16 protein-coding genes and 1 pseudogene are annotated in these 15882 nt (G+C 60.5%); 10 read left to right on the top strand and 7 right to left on the bottom strand.

Annotated features, from left to right (window positions below; translation table 11 throughout):
- Positions 1 to 13: 13 nt before the first annotated feature.
- From KW848_RS24995 to KW848_RS24975, 5 genes are all read right to left on the bottom strand, one after another.
- On the bottom strand, positions 14 to 1234 hold the full coding sequence (locus KW848_RS24995; protein ID WP_218538405.1) for an electron transfer flavoprotein subunit alpha/FixB family protein: 1221 nt from the start codon (positions 1232 to 1234) through the stop codon (positions 14 to 16).
- Positions 1234 to 3183, bottom strand: a complete 1950-nt coding sequence (gene dgcB / locus KW848_RS24990; RefSeq protein WP_218538404.1) for a dimethylglycine demethylation protein DgcB — start codon at positions 3181 to 3183, stop codon at positions 1234 to 1236. Before dgcB ends, KW848_RS24995 begins: the two co-directional genes overlap by 1 nt.
- Positions 3184 to 3345: 162 nt before the next feature.
- Positions 3346 to 5406, bottom strand: coding sequence for a dimethylglycine demethylation protein DgcA (gene dgcA, locus KW848_RS24985; RefSeq protein ID WP_008008115.1), 2061 nt, complete (start codon positions 5404 to 5406; stop codon positions 3346 to 3348).
- Between the two features lie 15 nt (positions 5407 to 5421).
- A complete protein-coding gene (locus KW848_RS24980; RefSeq protein ID WP_008033249.1) occupies positions 5422 to 5952 on the bottom strand; it encodes a DUF5943 domain-containing protein in 531 nt (176 codons plus the stop codon).
- A gap of 77 nt (positions 5953 to 6029) precedes the next feature.
- A complete protein-coding gene (locus KW848_RS24975) occupies positions 6030 to 7007 on the bottom strand; it encodes a dipeptidase (protein WP_007907542.1) in 978 nt (325 codons plus the stop codon).
- Positions 7008 to 7243: 236 nt separating this feature from the next.
- Between KW848_RS24975 and KW848_RS24970 the strand changes: the two genes are divergently transcribed.
- From KW848_RS24970 to KW848_RS24955, 4 genes are all read left to right on the top strand, one after another.
- Positions 7244 to 7645 carry a lysozyme inhibitor LprI family protein gene (locus KW848_RS24970; protein WP_192409228.1) on the top strand — a complete coding sequence of 134 codons (402 nt, stop codon included), beginning with the start codon at positions 7244 to 7246 and terminating at the stop codon, positions 7643 to 7645.
- Between the two features lie 212 nt (positions 7646 to 7857).
- Positions 7858 to 8112: a type II toxin-antitoxin system RelE/ParE family toxin gene (locus KW848_RS24965; RefSeq protein WP_218538403.1), complete on the top strand. Its 255-nt coding sequence runs from the start codon at positions 7858 to 7860 to the stop codon at positions 8110 to 8112.
- A complete protein-coding gene (locus tag KW848_RS24960; RefSeq protein WP_111448528.1) occupies positions 8096 to 8419 on the top strand; it encodes a helix-turn-helix transcriptional regulator in 324 nt (107 codons plus the stop codon). Before KW848_RS24965 ends, KW848_RS24960 begins: the two co-directional genes overlap by 17 nt.
- A gap of 32 nt (positions 8420 to 8451) precedes the next feature.
- Positions 8452 to 8868 (top strand): DUF3010 family protein, encoded by a 417-nt coding sequence (locus KW848_RS24955; protein ID WP_111448527.1) that lies wholly within the window; start codon positions 8452 to 8454, stop codon positions 8866 to 8868.
- A 139-nt stretch (positions 8869 to 9007) separates the two neighbouring features.
- On the opposite strand, the gene KW848_RS24950 is transcribed toward KW848_RS24955, so the two are convergent.
- Positions 9008 to 9967, bottom strand: coding sequence for a GlxA family transcriptional regulator (locus KW848_RS24950; protein ID WP_111448526.1), 960 nt, complete (start codon positions 9965 to 9967; stop codon positions 9008 to 9010).
- 211 nt (positions 9968 to 10178) lie between these two features.
- Between KW848_RS24950 and choX the strand changes: the two genes are divergently transcribed.
- The 6 genes from choX to KW848_RS24920 all read left to right on the top strand — a co-directional run bounded on the left by choX (position 10179) and on the right by KW848_RS24920 (position 15676).
- Entirely contained in the window at positions 10179 to 11123 is a 945-nt protein-coding gene (choX, locus tag KW848_RS24945) for a choline ABC transporter substrate-binding protein (protein ID WP_218538402.1), read from the top strand.
- Positions 11124 to 11211: 88 nt separating this feature from the next.
- A complete protein-coding gene (locus KW848_RS24940) occupies positions 11212 to 12099 on the top strand; it encodes a 3-keto-5-aminohexanoate cleavage protein (protein ID WP_218538401.1) in 888 nt (295 codons plus the stop codon).
- Positions 12100 to 12238: 139 nt separating this feature from the next.
- Complete coding sequence (locus tag KW848_RS24935; RefSeq protein ID WP_218538400.1) at positions 12239 to 13204, top strand: L-carnitine dehydrogenase; 966 nt, start codon at positions 12239 to 12241, stop codon at positions 13202 to 13204.
- Positions 13205 to 13369: 165 nt separating this feature from the next.
- On the top strand, positions 13370 to 13846 hold the full coding sequence (locus tag KW848_RS24930) for a thioesterase family protein (protein ID WP_218538399.1): 477 nt from the start codon (positions 13370 to 13372) through the stop codon (positions 13844 to 13846).
- Positions 13847 to 13860: 14 nt separating this feature from the next.
- Positions 13861 to 15024, top strand: a complete 1164-nt coding sequence (locus KW848_RS24925; RefSeq protein ID WP_218538398.1) for a gamma-butyrobetaine dioxygenase — start codon at positions 13861 to 13863, stop codon at positions 15022 to 15024.
- 388 nt (positions 15025 to 15412) lie between these two features.
- A complete protein-coding gene (locus KW848_RS24920) occupies positions 15413 to 15676 on the top strand; it encodes a hypothetical protein (RefSeq protein ID WP_111448520.1) in 264 nt (87 codons plus the stop codon).
- 112 nt (positions 15677 to 15788) lie between these two features.
- Here KW848_RS24920 and KW848_RS31950 read toward each other — a convergent pair.
- Positions 15789 to 15882, bottom strand: a pseudogene (locus KW848_RS31950) (IS110 family transposase); the annotation flags it as partial.

The raw sequence follows: 15882 nt of genomic DNA, 5'->3' as shown, positions 1-15882 counted from the left end.
CCCTTTCCTTTCCTTAAGCCGCATCGCGCTTGGCTTCATTGCGGTAAGCCTCTACCGCATCGATCAAGGCTTGAAGAATCTCGGCGCTCTCGCCGATCACCGACAAGTCGGCCCGTTTGATCATGTCGCAGCCAGGGTCGAGGTTGATCGCCACCACCTTGTCGCAGGCACCGATGCCTTGCAGGTGCTGGATCGCCCCGGAAATCCCCACTGCCACGTAGACCCGCGCAGTCACCCAGGTGCCGGACGCACCGACCTGACGGTCGCGCGCCATGAAGCCATCGTCCACCGCCACGCGGGACGCGCCTTCGGTAGCACCCAGCGCTTCGGCGGTCCTGTGGAAAAGTCCCCAGTCCTTGACCCCGTTGCCGCCGGAGAAGATGAACTCGGCTTCGGCCATCGGAATCGCCGCCGGGTCCACTGCCACCGCGCCCAGATCCTCGATGCGCGACAAGCTGCGCGCCACGGCTGTGGATAACTCCACCGGCAAGGCTTCGTGACGGGTTTCGCTGACCGGTTCGGCGCATTCGACGGCAGCCAGAATCAAGCGTGCCACCGGGCGCGCAAGGTCTTGCAAACCGGCACCGGCGCGGCCGATGCATTCCTGATCCTTGACCTGCCAGACCCGGGTGGCCGGGCGTTCGCCCAGCGCGGCGGCAAAGCGTCGACCCAATTCACCACCACCGCTGCGACTGTCCGGCAGCAACCAGTGACGCGGGTTGAACTGGTTATCCACAGCCCGTAGCCCCTGGACCCGTTGTTCCGGTGCATAACCGCTGAATTCTTCGCCATCGAGCACCAGCAAGCGATCGACGCCAGCAGTGGCGAAAGCGTTTTCTTTATGTTCGCCAAAGACCACGGCCAATACCGCGCCGTCCTTGCCGGCCAACTGATGAGCCAGGCCGAGCAAGTCGCGGTCGTGGCTGCTCAAGCGGCCGCCGACCATGTCCGGCACCACGTTGATGTAGAACGCCGGTTGCGGCACTTGATGCAGCGGCAATTGCACTTCAACCGCGGCCGAGCGTTTAGTCGCCCCGCCCTGTTGAGCGCCGCTGCGGTCGATTCGTTTGATCCCGTTGGGACCGATAAAACCGATGCCATGGGGATTCTTGCGGATGACGCCGTTAGGCCCCATCCAGCTGTGTTGCGCCGGTTGCATGGCCGCGTGCAGCGGGTGCAGACGGTTGCGGGCGATCCATTCAGCGCGTGGGTCGCGGCGGATAATGTCGCTCATCAATGCACCTCCGCAGGTTCACGTTTGGCCGGTGCTGAAGGCTTTCCCGGCGCGGTGTCTTCAAGCAACGCGTCCGCCACCAGTTCGGCGATGTCCTTGATCAGCGGCCGAGGTTCGACCACGCCTTCGAGCATCGCGGTGCACTGTGGACAACCCACGGCCACCAGTTCGGCGCCGGTTTCGCGGATGTCTTCCATGCGCATGTCGGGGATCCGTTGCTTGCCCGGGATGTCGGTGATCGGCGCACCGCCACCACCGCCGCAGCAGCGCGAGCGGAAACCGGAGCGTTGCATTTCCTTGATCTCGATCCCCAGGGCGCGCAGCACTTCACGCGGCGCCTCGTATTCGCCGTTGTAGCGGCCGAGGTAGCACGGGTCGTGATAAGTCACGCTGCTGCCTTTGTGCTGACCAAGGTTCAGGGCGCCAGCGCCGATGATTTCCGCCATGTAGGTGCTGTGGTGCTGCACGAGGTAGTTGCCGTCGAAGGCGCCGTACTCGTTTTTCAGCACGTGGAAGCTGTGCGGGTCGCAGGTGACGATGCGGTTGAAGTTGTATTTGGCCAGGGTCTGGATGTTGCGTTTGGCCAACAGCTGGAAGGTCGCTTCGTCGCCCAGACGTCGGGCTACGTCACCGCTGTCGCGCTCTTCGAGACCCAGTACCGCGAAGTCGACCTTGGCCGCTTTCAGCACTTTGACGAAGGCGCGCAGAGTGCGCTGGTTGCGCATGTCGAAGGCACCGTCGCCGACCCAGAACAGCACGTCGACCGACTTCTTCTCGCTCATCAGATTGAGGTTCAAGTCCGCCGCCCAGTTCATCCGCCCACCCGGGGCGAAGCCGCCAGGGTTGTCGGTGGCGATCAGGTTTTCGAGGACTTCGGCGCCCTTGTTCGGGGTCGCGCCTTTTTCCAGGGTCAGGTGACGGCGCATGTCGACGATGGCGTCGACGTGCTCGATCATCATCGGGCATTCCTCGACGCAGGCGCGGCAAGTGGTGCAGGACCACAAGGTTTCAGCGTCCACCAGGCCGTTGACGATCGGTTGATGCGGGTTACCGGCGTGTTCGCCGATCGCCTTGCCTGGATACGGGCTGCCGGCGAACTTGGCATCGGTGCCACCGGCCAGGCCAACGACCATGTCCTGAATCAGCTTTTTCGGGTTCAGCGGCTGGCCGGCGGCGAACGCCGGGCACGCGGCTTCGCACTTACCGCACTGCACGCAGGCGTCGAAGCCGAGCAGTTGGTTCCAGGTGAAATCCTTGGGTTTTTCCACGCCCAGTGGCGCGGTTGGGTCGTTCAGGTCCAGCGGTTTCAAACCGGTGGAGCGGCCGCCACCAAAACGTTCGGCGCGACGGTGCCAGGCCAGGTGCAAGGCACCGGCGAAGGCGTGCTTCATCGGCCCGCCCCAGGTCATGCCGAAGAACAACTCCGATACGCCCCACAGCACACCGACGCCGAGGATCGCAGCGACCACCCAACCGCCGAAGTTTTCCGGGAGGATGCCGGCGACCGGCAGGGTCAACAGGAAGAAGCTCGCAGAGAACGCCAACAGGCTTTTCGGCAGACGCATCCATGGCCCTTTGGAAAGGCGAGCCGGTGGGTTGCGACGACGCAGGAACATGAAAATCGCACCGACGAACATCACCGCCGAGGCAATTAGCAGGGCAATACCGAGAATGCGATTGTGCAGGCCGAAACCGTGAACCAGGATCGCCAGCACAATGGACGCCACCGCACCGCCAGCCGTGGCGACGTGAGTGTTGGCGATGTATTTGTCCCGCGCGACGACATGGTGCAAATCGACCATGTAGCGCTTGGGCATGGCGAACAGGCCGCCGATCAGGTCGACTTTCGAAGCCCGGCCTCGGCGCCACATAGCCACCCGCCGCAACGCGCCGAGGACGGCAAGGCCCAGGGCTGCGAACAACAGGATTGGAAGAAGGGTGTTCAACATGGTGGAGCTCCCAAAGACCTCGGGGTCTTGCAGGTCGAGATGCCTTACTCGGTTCCTGTGGGAGCGGGCTTGCTCGCGAAGACGGACTGACATTCAACATCGATGTCGTCTGACCCGCCGCTTTCGCGAGCAAGCCCGCTCCCACAGGGTTATGTGCAAGCCTTAGAAATCCTTACAGAGCCTCAACGCGTCGTAGATCGCCGCGTGGGTGTTGCGCTGCGCCACGCAGTCGCCGATGCGGAACAGCAAGTAGCCGTCGCCCGCCTGGCTCAGCGAAGGTTGTGGCTTGATCGCGAACAGGGCTTCGATGTCCATCTGGCCTTTGTTGCGCGAGCCTTCCTTCAAGGCGTAGTAGATTTCTTCGTCCGGACGCACGCCGTTTTCGACGACGACCTGGTCCACCACCCGCTCCTCTTTGGCGCCGGTGTATTCGTTTTCCAGCACCGCCACCAGCTTGTCGCCTTCGCGGTAGACCTTCTCCAGCATCATGTCCCCGGTCATGATCACTTCTTTGGGGTACATGCTGCGGTAGTACGTCGGGAACGAGGTGCCGCCAATCGCCACGCCTGGCTTGATGTCGTCGGTGACGATCTCGACCTGGCTGCCCTTGTCGGCGAGGAAGTCGGCGGTCGACATCCCGGTGAACTCGCAGATGGTGTCGTAGACCAGCACGTTCTTGCCCGGTGCGACCTTGCCATCGAGAATGTCCCAGCTGCTGACCACCAGGCCTTCAGCCGCGCCCCAGTGCTCGTTCTGCTCCAGGAATGGATGGCCGCCAACGGCGAGCACCACCACGTCCGGACGCAGGTCGAGAATGGTTGCCGCATCGGCGGCCACGCCCAGGCGCAGGTCGACCTTCAAACGCGCCAGCTCAAGCTGGAACCAGCGGGTGATACCGGCGATCTGGTCGCGCTGCGGAGCTTTCGACGCGGTAGTGATCTGCCCGCCGATGAATTCTTTCTTCTCGAACAGGGTCACGTCGTGGCCACGTTCGGCCGACACACGCGCCGCTTCCATCCCGGCAGGACCGGCACCGACCACCACGACTTTGCGCTTCACACCGGTCGATTTCTCGATGATGTGCGGTACGCCCATGTATTCACGGGAGGTCGCGGCGTTCTGGATGCACAACACGTCCAGGCCCTGGTACTGACGGTCGATGCAGTAGTTGGCGCCGACGCATTGTTTGATCTGGTCGACCTGACCCATTTTGATCTTGGCAATCAGGTGCGGGTCGGCGATGTGGGCGCGGGTCATGCCGACCATGTCCACGTAGCCGCCTTCCAGAATACGGGTCGCCTGGTTCGGGTCCTTGATGTTCTGCGCGTGCAGAACCGGGGCCTTCACCACTTCCTTGATACCGGCCGCCAAGTGCAGGAACGGCTCCGGTGGATAACTCATGTTCGGGATAACGTTGGCCAGGGTGTTGTGGGTGTCGCAACCCGAACCCACCACGCCGATGAAGTCGATCATGCCGGTGTCGTCGTAGTACTTGGCGATCTGCTTCATGTCCTCGTGGGACAAGCCGTCCGGGTGGAACTCGTCACCGCACAGACGAATGCCGACGCAGAAGTCCGGGCCGACTTCCTTGCGCACAGCCTTGATCACTTCCAGGCCGAAACGCATGCGGTTTTCGAAGCTGCCGCCCCATTCGTCGGTACGTTTGTTGACGCGTGGGCTCCAGAACTGGTCGATCATGTGCTGGTGCACGGCGGACAGTTCGACGCCGTCCAGGCCACCGGCCTTGGCCCGCGCCGCGGCGCTGGCGTAGTTGCCGATCACCCGCCAGATTTCTTCCGGCTCGATGGTTTTGCAGGTCGCACGGTGCACCGGCTCACGGATGCCCGACGGCGACAGCAGGGTTGGCCAATGCTCACCGTCCCAGCGGGAACGACGCCCCATGTGGGTAATCTGGATCATGATCTTGGCGCCATGCTTGTGCATGGCATCGGCCAGGTTCTGAAAGTGTGGAATGATCCGGTCGTCGGCCAGGTTGACCGACTTCCACCAGCCTTGCGGGCTGTCGATGGCCACACTGGAGGAACCACCACAAATCGCCAGGCCGATCCCGCCCTTGGCTTTCTCTTCGTAATACTTGACGTACCGGTCGGTGGTCATGCCGCCGTCGGTGGCATAAACCTCGGCGTGCGCGGTGCTGAGCACGCGGTTGCGGATGGTCAGTTTGCCGATCTGGATCGGCTGGAACATTGCTTCGAAAGCCATGGCGGGTTCCTCGACTTACAACGGCTTGACGGTGAACAGGCCGTCGTCGTGGCCTTCTTCGGAGCCACCGTAAACCTGTTCGGCAACGGTGCGGATCTTGCTGCCGCGGGCTTGCAGAATCTGATCCATGGCACCGGCAAACCAACCGGTGAACATGTAGTCGACCTTGCGCCCGACCTTGCCGTACACGTAGACGAACGCCGAGTGTTCGAGCTTGACGCTGGCAGTGCCTTTGTCGAGGTCGATGTCCTGGATCTTGAACAGGCCCCAGCCGCGCTGCGACAGGCGCTTCATGTAGTGTTCGAACACCGCAACGCCTTCCAGGCCGTGGCATTCAGCTTCTTTTTCACACCAGTGCCAGGCGGACTTGTAGCCGGCCTTGTAGAGGATTTCGGCGTAGGCGTCGGCGCCCAGCACTTCCTCGATGCCCATGTGGTTGTTGACGAAGAAGTGACGCGGTACGTACAGCATTGGCAGGGCGTCGGAGGTCCAGACACCGGTTTCGCTGTCGACTTCGATTGGCAATTGCGGGGCGATCTTGGCCATGGAAACTTAACTCCAGAAAATTTTGGTGTTGCCCCCGGCGCGGACGGCCGGGGGAAAGGATTCAGAGGTGCTGTGGCTTACTCGCCCCAGACGTCCTTCAAGACGTTGACCCAGTTCTCGCCCATGATCTTGCGCACCACGCGCTCGGAATGGCCGCGCTTGAGCAGGGTTTCGGTCAGGTTCGGGAATTCGCCGACGGTGCGGATGCCCAGCGGGTTGATGATCTTGCCGAAGCTGGTCAGGCGGCGGGCGTAGCCCTTGTCATGGGTCAGGTATTCGAAGAAGTCCTGGCCATGGCCCTGGGTGAAGTCGGTGCCGATACCGATGGCGTCTTCACCGACGATGTTCATGGTGTATTCGATGGCTTCGGCGTAATCGTCGATGGTCGAATCGATGCCCTTGGCCAGGAATGGCGCAAACATGGTCACGCCGACGAAACCGCCGTGATCGGCGATGAACTTCAGTTCTTCATCGGACTTGTTGCGCGGGTGGACTTTCAGGCCCGACGGCAGGCAATGGGAGTAGCAGACCGGCTTCTTCGATTCGAGGATGACTTCTTCGGAGGTCTTCGAGCCGACGTGGGACAGGTCGCACATGACGCCGACGCGGTTCATCTCGGCGACGATTTCACGACCGAAACCCGACAGGCCGCCATCACGCTCGTAGCAACCGGTGCCAACCAGGTTCTGGGTGTTGTAGCACATCTGCACGATACCGACGCCCAGCTGCTTGAACACCTCTACATAACCGATCTGGTCTTCAAAGGCGTGAGCATTCTGGAAGCCGAACAGGATGCCGGTCTTGCCTTGCTCTTTAGCCTTGCGGATATCGGCGGTGGTGCGCACTGGAATCACCAGGTCGCTGTTTTCGCGGATCAGCTTCTGGCTGGCGGCGATATTGTTGACGGTGGCCTGGAAGCCCTCCCACACCGACACGGTGCAGTTGGCCGCGGTCAGACCGCCCTTGCGCATGTCTTCGAACAGCTCACGGTTCCACTTGGCAATAATCAGACCGTCGATAACGATGCTGTCGGCGTGCAATTCGGCTGGGCTCATCAGGCTGTCCCCTATTAGCGATTCATGCGCCGAATCGTGTGCCGGCGCTTTGGGGCCAGCATATGCCTGAGGGAGGGGGCAGCCGGGTGCAAAAACGACAGGGGGTTTGCCGAAAGCGTCAATCCGCGACAAAGGGTCGTCGCCGGACGTCATGGGGCACCTGTTCAAGGGCCTGCGCATGGGCCAGAATTCGCGCCATTACTGGATGCTTTACTGGAAAAACGGGCGGCGGCGCAATGAAATCGATCTTCCTGGCTTTGGCACTGATAGCGACCGGCGTACACGCGGCTGAAGAAGCCGACGATAACCCCTGCGACAAAGTCGAAAACGAGGTCCAGACCCTGGAATGCTCGGTCTACAGCAGAACCACCGCCGAAGACCTGCTGAGCGAAAACTACAAAAGCCTGAACGAGCGCATGCAGACGCTCTACGGCAAGAGCCCGGCGCAACTGACCGACATCACCGCCAAGCTCAAGGTTGCTCAACAGCAGTGGCTGAAGACCCGGGATGCGGATTGCGCGGTTGAAGCGTTTCCGGCGACAGCCGGTAGCAAGGCGTTCACGATTGCGCAGAATGATTGCGTGGCGCGGATGAGTGACGAGCGGTCGGAGTTTTTGGAGTCGATTGGGCAGGAGTAAACCTTATCGTCCGTCGGAAGCTGGTGCTGTCGCCAGCTTTCAATCCTCAAGAAATACGTGTTCCTACAGACTCTGTTGACCACGCCTGCATCTGTCCTTTAGCCAAAAACGACTGCTCCAATGTGGGCAACATGCCGACACGGTTCGTTTATTGGCCACCTGCAAAATATAAGTAAAGATTCGCAAATCTTATAAAAGACTTATATTCTCCTATGAACAGCATCCACTGGACTCGAAAGGCCGTTAAGCAGCTTCTGAAATTGCATTCCGCTCATCAGATCCAGGTTCGTGATGCCATCACGGTGCTGGCTGACATGCCTGATGTGGGCAACGTCAAAGCACTGGTTGGTCATGATTACGCCTACCGTCTGCGAGTCGGCAATTATCGGATCATGTTCGACTGGGATGGCGCAATTAAAGTGATCAGTATTCAAGAGGTCAAAAAACGCGATGAGCGCACCTACTGACGTTCAAATCATCAATGACGCAGATGGAAACCCTGCGTTCGTGGTCATTCCCTACGCGCAATATGTGGCGCAGAGAATTGAGCCCGATCTTATTCCCCACGAGGTGGTCAGCCGTATCGTCGACGGCGCAACGCCAATTCGCGCCTGGCGCGAACATCTGAACCTTACCCAGGATGAAGTGGCCAAACGCATGGGCATCTCCCAACCGGCCTTCGCCCAGCAAGAGACCGTCGCCAAGCCTCGCAAGGCGACACGTGAGAAAATTGCCGCGGCTTTTGGCATCAACGCCGATCAACTTGAGCTGTAAGCTGCACGCTATCAGCCAGTAAAGGGATTCAAATGAAAATCTGCGGCATCGAAATCAAAGGCAGCGAAGCAATCATTGCCGTGGCTTCCCTCGACGATCAGGTCCTGAGCCACATCCCGCTGAACACCAAGAAAATCGCCCTAGACGATGACGACGAAGCCGCGAACGTCAAAGTCTTTGCCGCTCAGGTGGCGTCGTTTGTGCGCGAGAACGCCATTGATCGGATTGCGATCAAGAAACGCAGCAAGAAGGGTGAGTTTGCCGGTGGGCCGACCACGTTCAAGATCGAGGGTGTTTTCCAGTTGCTGGAGAATTGCGAGGTCACGCTGCTGTCGCCACAAACTATCAATGCGCAGAACAAGAAATTCGATTTCGAACTGCCGGCCACACTGAACAAGTATCAGCACGAGGCGTACAAAGCGGCCTGTTCGGCGCTGATGAAGAAGTAACATTCACAGCAGATCAAAACTGTGGGAGCGGGCTTGCTCGCGAATGGGGTGTCTCAGTCGACCTTAATGTTGCATGAATGACCGCATTCGCGAGCAAGCCCGCTCCCACAGTGGTTTTGTGTCAGGTCCAAGCCCCTCATCAAACAAGCTCCCGGCCATCCCCCAACCGCCGCCGATCCTCTCGCGGACACCGCTCAAACTTCGCCCGATAGCTTCGAGTGAAATACGACGGCGATTCAAAACCGCACGCAATACTCACTTCCAACACGCTCATATTGGTCTGGCGCAGCAACTGCCGGGCCTTCTCCAGCCGCAAGCGCAGGTAGAAATTGCTCGGTGTGTCGTTCAGGTGCAACCGAAACAATCGCTCCAGTTGCCGTCGCGTCACCTTGATCGATTCGGCCAATTCCAGCGTGCTCAGCGGCGGTTCGCTGTGCTGCTCCATCTCCCCAATCACCTGCACCAGTTTCTTGTTGCTGATGCCATAACGCGTGGCGACTTCCATGCGCTGGTGGTCTTTGCGCGGGCGGATACGGCCGAGTACGAATTGTTCGCTGACCTGGATCGCCAGTTCCGGGCCGTGGGCCTGGGCGATAAGGTCGAGCATCAGGTCGATGGAAGCGGTACCGCCGGCGGAGGTGATGCGTCGGCGGTCGATCTCGAACAGCTCCTGGGTGACGCTCAGCTGCGGGTAGGACTCCTTGAAGGCGTCGATGGCTTCCCAGTGCAGGGTCAGGCGATGGCCGTCGAGCAGCCCGGCTTCGGCGAGGATGAAACTGCCGGTGTCGATGGCGCCGAGGGTCACGCCTTCGTTATCCAGGCGGCGTAACCAGTGCTCCAGGGCCGGAGTGGTGAACTTCAGCGGTTCGAATCCGGCGACCACCAGCAAGGTAGCGCCTTTCTTCAGCGGCTCCAGCGCCGCATCGGCGTTGACCGACATGCCGTTGCTGGCCAGTACCGCCCCGCCGTCCGCGCTGAGCACATGCCAGCGATAGAGCTCGCCACGAAAGCGATTGGCGACCCGCAGCGGCTCGATGGCCGAGATAAATCCAATTGCCGAGAAGCCCGGCATCAACAAGAAGTAGAAATCCTGGGACATGGAGCGCACTCGACTGGCAGGTAACGAGAGGGCGGGAAGCGTGTGGACGTTGATACGCCACTTGCGCGCGGCATTCAAGAGCGCAGGTCGCCGCAGTGCAAGAGCTGGTCGCCGCAGTGCGTTTTCACAGGGCCTTAGCTGCGTAACTTGGGCATCACCGGCGCACGAAGACGCCCGGACCCACAATAACGAACTGCCGAGGAAACCTGAGATGAAACGACTGATCAGCAGCTGTGTTCTTGCACTCAGCGGTACCGCTTTCTTGAGCGCCAGCGTCATGGCGGCCGAACCTGCTTCATGCCAGAACGTACGCATGGGCGTTGTGAACTGGACCGACGTGATCGCCACCAGTGCCATGACCCAAGTCCTGCTCGATGGCCTCGGCTACAACACCAAACAAACCAGCGCTTCCCAGCAAATCATCTTCGCCGGGATCCGCGACCAGCGCCTGGACTTGTTCCTGGGCTACTGGAACCCGCTGATGACCCAGACCATCACCCCGTTCGTCGCGGCCAATCAGGTCAAGGTGCTTGAGGCGCCAAGCCTGAAAGACGCCCGCGCCACTCTCGCCGTACCGACGTATCTCGCCGACAAGGGTCTGAAAACCTTCGCCGACATCGCCAAGTTTGAAAAGGAACTGGGCGGCAAGATCTACGGCATCGAGCCAGGTTCGGGTGCCAACACCCAAATCAAGGCGATGATCGCCAAGAACCAGTTTGGCCTCGGCAAGTTCCAGTTGGTCGAGTCCAGTGAGGCCGGCATGCTCGCGGCGGTGGATCGCGCCGTGCGACGCAAAGAGGCCGTGGTGTTCTTCGGCTGGGCGCCGCACCCGATGAACGTCAACGTGAAGATGACCTACCTCACCGGCAGCGACGACGCCCTGGGCCCGAACGAAGGCATGGCCACGGTCTGGACCGTCACCGCGCCGAAATACGCCGAGCAATGCCCGAACATCGGTCGCTTGCTGAGCAACCTGACCTACACCGCCGAAGACGAGAGCCGGATGATGCAGCCGCTGCTGGATCACAAGGACGCCTTCGAATCGGCCAAGCAATGGCTGAAAGATCACCCGCAAGACAAGCAACGCTGGCTCGAAGGCGTGACCACCTTCGATGGCAAACCGGCAGCTGACAACCTGAAACTGACCATCAAATAAACCCGATTGAACCACCGACTCGCAGCCCGACAGGGCTGCGAATCGACTAATCACGCCCGCCATTCCCACAAAGAACAGGAACCGCCTCATGAACCACGACGTCATCATCACCTGCGCACTCACCGGTGCTGGCGACACGACCAGCAAGAGCCCACACGTGCCGGTCACCCCGAAACAAATCGCCGCAGCCGCCGTGGAAGCCGCCAAGGCCGGCGCCACTGTCGTTCACTGCCACGTTCGTAACCCCGAAACCGGCAAATTCAGCCGTGATGTAGCGCTGTATCGCGAAGTGATGGAGCGCATCCGCGAGGCGGACGTCGACATCATCGTCAACCTCACCGCCGGCATGGGCGGCGACCTGGAAATCGGCGCGGGCGAGAACCCGATGGAGTTCGGCCCGAACACCGACCTGGTCGGCCCGCTGACCCGTCTGGCCCACGTTGAAGCACTGCTGCCGGAAATCTGCACCCTCGATTGCGGCACCCTGAACTTCGGCGATGGCGACACCATTTACGTGTCCACCCCGGCCCAGCTACGCGCTGGCGCCAAACGCATTCAAGAGCTGGGCGTGAAGGCCGAGCTGGAAATTTTCGACACCGGTCACCTGTGGTTCGCCAAGCAGTTGATCAAGGAGGGATTGCTCGACGACCCGCTGTTCCAGCTCTGCCTGGGCATCCCATGGGGCGCGCCGGCTGATACCACCACCATGAAAGCCATGGTCGACAACTTGCCAGCCAATGCGGTGTGGGCCGGTTTCGGCATCGGTCGCATGCAGATGCCGATGGCGGCGCAAGCGGTGCTGCTGGGCGGCAACGTGCGAGTCGGTCTGGAAGACAACCTCTGGCTGGACAAGGGCGTACTGGCGACCAACGGCCAACTGGTCGAGCGCGCCAGCGAAATCCTCAGCCGCCTCGGCGCCCGTGTTCTGACCCCGGCAGAAGGCCGGGCAAAAATGGGCCTGACCAAGCGCGGTTAACCCGAACCTACACCTCACCTGTGGGAGCGGGCTTGCTCGCGAAGAGGCCGTCACATCCGACATCTCTGTCGACTGACACCCCGCTTTCGCGAGCAAGCCCGCTCCCACATTAGGTCACCGAACTATTTAGGACGTCGCCATGAGCTTTATCACTGAAATCAAAACCTTCGCCGCCCTGGGCAGCGGTGTCATCGGCAGCGGTTGGGTGTCCCGCGCCCTCGCCCACGGCCTCGACGTGGTGGCCTGGGACCCGGCGCCTGGCGCCGAAGCCGCGCTGCGCAAACGCGTCGCCAATGCCTGGGGTGCCTTGGAGAAACAGGGCCTTGCGCCAGGTGCATCGCAGGATCGGCTGCGCTTTGTCGCCACCATTGAAGAATGCGTTCGCGATGCGGATTTCATTCAGGAAAGCGCCCCTGAACGTCTGGACCTGAAACTGGAGCTGCACGCCAAAATCAGCGCGGCGGCCAAGTCCAATGCCTTGATCGGTTCCAGTACTTCCGGCCTGTTGCCGAGCGAGTTCTACGAGAGCTCGACGCACCCGGAACGCTGCGTCGTCGGCCACCCGTTCAACCCGGTTTACCTGCTGCCGCTGGTGGAAGTGGTGGGCGGCAAAAACACCGCCCCGCAAGCGGTTCAAGCAGCAATGAAAGTCTACGAATCCTTGGGCATGCGTCCGCTGCATGTGCGCAAGGAAGTACCCGGTTTTATCGCCGACCGCTTGCTCGAAGCGCTGTGGCGTGAGGCGCTGCACCTGGTCAACGACGGTGTGGCGACCACCGGCGAAATCGATGATGCGATCCGCTTTGGCGCGGGTCTGCGCTGGTCGTTCATGGGCACATTCCTGACGTACACCCTGGCGGGTGGCGATGCGGGCATGCGGCACTTCATGGCGCAATTCGGGCCGGCGTTGCAGTTGCCGTGGACGTATCTACCGGCGCCGGAGCTGACCGACAAGTTGATTGATGATGTGGTGGATGGCACCAGCGATCAGTTGGGCACGCACAGCATTTCGGCGCTGGAGCGCTATCGTGATGATTGCTTGCTGGCGGTGCTGGAAGCGGTGAAGACCACCAAAGAGAAGCATGGGATGGCCTTCAGCGAATAACCCCAGGCTAATGGGCCAGCAGGTCTGGCCCCTTCGCGAGCAAGCCCGCTCCCACAGTTGATTTGATGTGTGAATACAATCTATGTCACCCAGCAGATCCCCTGTGGGAGCGGGCTTGCTCGCGAAGACGGCAGCCCAGTCACCACTCATGTTGGAACCTACACCATGCCCACCCTCACCACCTACCAAACCAAAATCATCCCCGACTGGGTCGACTACAACGGCCACCTGCGCGACGCCTTCTACCTGCTGATTTTCAGCTACGCCACCGACGCGCTGATGGATCGTCTGGGCATGGACAGCAACAACCGCGAAGCCAGCGGCAACTCGTTGTTCACCCTCGAACTGCACCTCAATTACCTGCACGAAGTGAAGCTCGACACCGACGTCGAAGTGCACACCCAAATCATCGGCCACGACAGCAAACGCCTGCACCTCTATCACAGCCTGCATCGGGTGGGCGACGACCAGGAGCTGGCAGGCAACGAGCAAATGCTGTTGCACGTCGACCTTGCCGGGCCGCGCTCCGCACCGTTCAGCGAAGACACCTTGAGCAAGCTGCGAGCCATCGTCGTCGAGCAAACCGACCTTCCCGCCCCCGACTACATTGGCCGAGTGATCGCGTTACCCCCTAAAAAATAACAAGGAGATCGCCATTGAACACCGCCGCCGCTTTTGCCGACTTCCGTACCTACCCGTTGATCAGCGCGTTGACCGCCGTACACACCCTGGCGGACCGAATTCAAGTGAAGTGGGCCGATGACCGTGTCAGCCCGTTTCATCATCAGTGGCTGCGGGACAACTGCCCGTGCCCGCTGTGCGTCTACACCGTCACCCGCGAGCAAGTGCTGGAAATCGTCGACGTCGCCGAAAACCTCAAGCCCTCGGACGTCAGCGTTGATGCTGAAGGCTGCCTGCGTGTCGATTGGCAGGACGGCCATCTCAGCCGCTTCGATCCTGGCTGGCTACGGGCCCACGCCTACGATGACGAGTCCCGCGCCGAACGCCGGGCATCCAAGCCAAAAAGCCAGCTCTGGAACAGCAACCTGACGCTGCCGGTGTTCGACTACCAGGCGTTGATGAACGACAACGACGCCTTGCTGCAATGGCTGCTGGCCGTGCGCGATACCGGCCTGACTCAGGTCCGCGGTGTGCCCACCGAGCCGGGCTCGTTGAAGTTGATTGCCCAGCGGATTTCCTTCATCCGCGAGAGCAATTTTGGCGTGCTGTTCAACGTGCAATCCAAGGCCGATGCCGACAGCAATGCCTACACCGCTTTCAACCTGCCGTTGCACAGCGACCTGCCAACCCGGGAGTTACAACCGGGGCTGCAATTTCTGCATTGCCTGGTGAATGACGCTGACGGTGGCGAGAGTATTTTCGTCGACGGTTTTGCCATTGCCGAAGCCTTGCGCAAAGAAGATCCCGAAGCGTTCAAAAGCCTCTGCGAAATCCCTGTGGAGTTCCGCAACAAAGACCGCCACAGCGACTACCGTTGCCTGGCGCCGATCATCGCGCTGGATGCCTTTGGGCAGGTTTCAGAAATCCGCATGGCGAATTTTCTGCGCGGTCCGTTCGATGCGTCGGTCGAGCAGATGCCGGCGCTCTATCACGCCTACCGCCGCTTTATTGCGATGACCCGGGAAGCGCGATTCCGCGTGATGACGCGGTTAAACCCTGGCGAAATGTGGTGTTTCGACAACCGCCGCACCCTCCACGCCCGCAACGCCTTCGACCCTGCTACTGGCGCCCGACATTTTCAGGGTTGTTATGTCGATCGGGATGAATTGTTGTCGCGGATTTTGGTGTTGCAGCGCTAGACCGCGTCATCGTTCTTCGCGAGCAAGCCCGCTCCCACATTCGACCGCATTCTCCTGTTAGAACTCGGTCAACTGTGGGAGTGAGCCTGCTCGCGATGGCGCCAGTCCAGACAACTCATACCTCCCTGATTCACAGGCAAAAAAAACCCCGATCAAGCCGTGACAGGATCGGGGCAGAGGTGGGTACTGTTGAGGAGCCGTTGCGCGAGGGTGACCAAACCATCGTGAAACCAGCTGATCCCAGTGTGCCCACTCCCATCTGTAGCAAGTTAGCCGAAAACGACCTGTTCATAGGTATTGCGGCCATTGCGACAAATCGTCCTTGCCGCCACTCCGTACCCCTATGAGAATCGAACCACGACACCGTTCCCTGAAGAAGGATTGCGTCATGATGTACACCGATTTGATTGACCAGGAAGACCTGTTGGGCCAGCTCAAGGCATTAGGATTTGCAGTCCCCCCAGGTGCAACCGCTGAGCAGGCCTGCGAATGCGCGGTACGGGGTTTGAACAACGAACGGGCAACGGAATTGCGGACAATGGTCAAGCAGATGTACACCAGCAGTGCGACCATCCTGCCGGCCGTGCGCCAGGCCATCGACAAGCAATTGCTGCCCGCGTTGGCCGAGTATCAGCAGAGCCGTAGCGCCTGATAGACCGCTTTCGTCAGATCGCCGCCCGGAGCAAGCCCGCTCCCACAGTTGACCGATTCCTCTCAGAGGAACGCGATCTAATGTGGGAGATTCTATGGTTGAGGGAAAGCCCTCAACTGGCTTTTGGCTGATATTCGCTTTGCCCTTTCAGCAAGGCGAATACCACCCGAGCAAGCTTGCGAGCCAGCATCACCAGCGCCTGAGTG

Origin of the sequence: Pseudomonas sp. PDM25 (assembly GCF_019219045.1) — a bacterium.
Classification (GTDB): domain Bacteria; phylum Pseudomonadota; class Gammaproteobacteria; order Pseudomonadales; family Pseudomonadaceae; genus Aquipseudomonas.
Note: the sequence above shows the minus strand (reverse complement) of the source record. Positions and strands in the feature narration are given on the sequence as shown.

Coding starts and splice junctions, on each gene's coding strand:
- KW848_RS24995 (WP_218538405.1), bottom strand. CDS start 1,234: ATGAGCGACATTATCCGCCGCGACCCACGCGCTGAATGGATCGCCCGC.
- dgcB (WP_218538404.1), bottom strand. CDS start 3,183: ATGTTGAACACCCTTCTTCCAATCCTGTTGTTCGCAGCCCTGGGCCTT.
- dgcA (WP_008008115.1), bottom strand. CDS start 5,406: ATGGCTTTCGAAGCAATGTTCCAGCCGATCCAGATCGGCAAACTGACC.
- KW848_RS24980 (WP_008033249.1), bottom strand. CDS start 5,952: ATGGCCAAGATCGCCCCGCAATTGCCAATCGAAGTCGACAGCGAAACC.
- KW848_RS24975 (WP_007907542.1), bottom strand. CDS start 7,007: ATGAGCCCAGCCGAATTGCACGCCGACAGCATCGTTATCGACGGTCTG.
- KW848_RS24970 (WP_192409228.1), top strand. CDS start 7,244: ATGAAATCGATCTTCCTGGCTTTGGCACTGATAGCGACCGGCGTACAC.
- KW848_RS24965 (WP_218538403.1), top strand. CDS start 7,858: ATGAACAGCATCCACTGGACTCGAAAGGCCGTTAAGCAGCTTCTGAAA.
- KW848_RS24960 (WP_111448528.1), top strand. CDS start 8,096: ATGAGCGCACCTACTGACGTTCAAATCATCAATGACGCAGATGGAAAC.
- KW848_RS24955 (WP_111448527.1), top strand. CDS start 8,452: ATGAAAATCTGCGGCATCGAAATCAAAGGCAGCGAAGCAATCATTGCC.
- KW848_RS24950 (WP_111448526.1), bottom strand. CDS start 9,967: ATGTCCCAGGATTTCTACTTCTTGTTGATGCCGGGCTTCTCGGCAATT.
- choX (WP_218538402.1), top strand. CDS start 10,179: ATGAAACGACTGATCAGCAGCTGTGTTCTTGCACTCAGCGGTACCGCT.
- KW848_RS24940 (WP_218538401.1), top strand. CDS start 11,212: ATGAACCACGACGTCATCATCACCTGCGCACTCACCGGTGCTGGCGAC.
- KW848_RS24935 (WP_218538400.1), top strand. CDS start 12,239: ATGAGCTTTATCACTGAAATCAAAACCTTCGCCGCCCTGGGCAGCGGT.
- KW848_RS24930 (WP_218538399.1), top strand. CDS start 13,370: ATGCCCACCCTCACCACCTACCAAACCAAAATCATCCCCGACTGGGTC.
- KW848_RS24920 (WP_111448520.1), top strand. CDS start 15,413: ATGATGTACACCGATTTGATTGACCAGGAAGACCTGTTGGGCCAGCTC.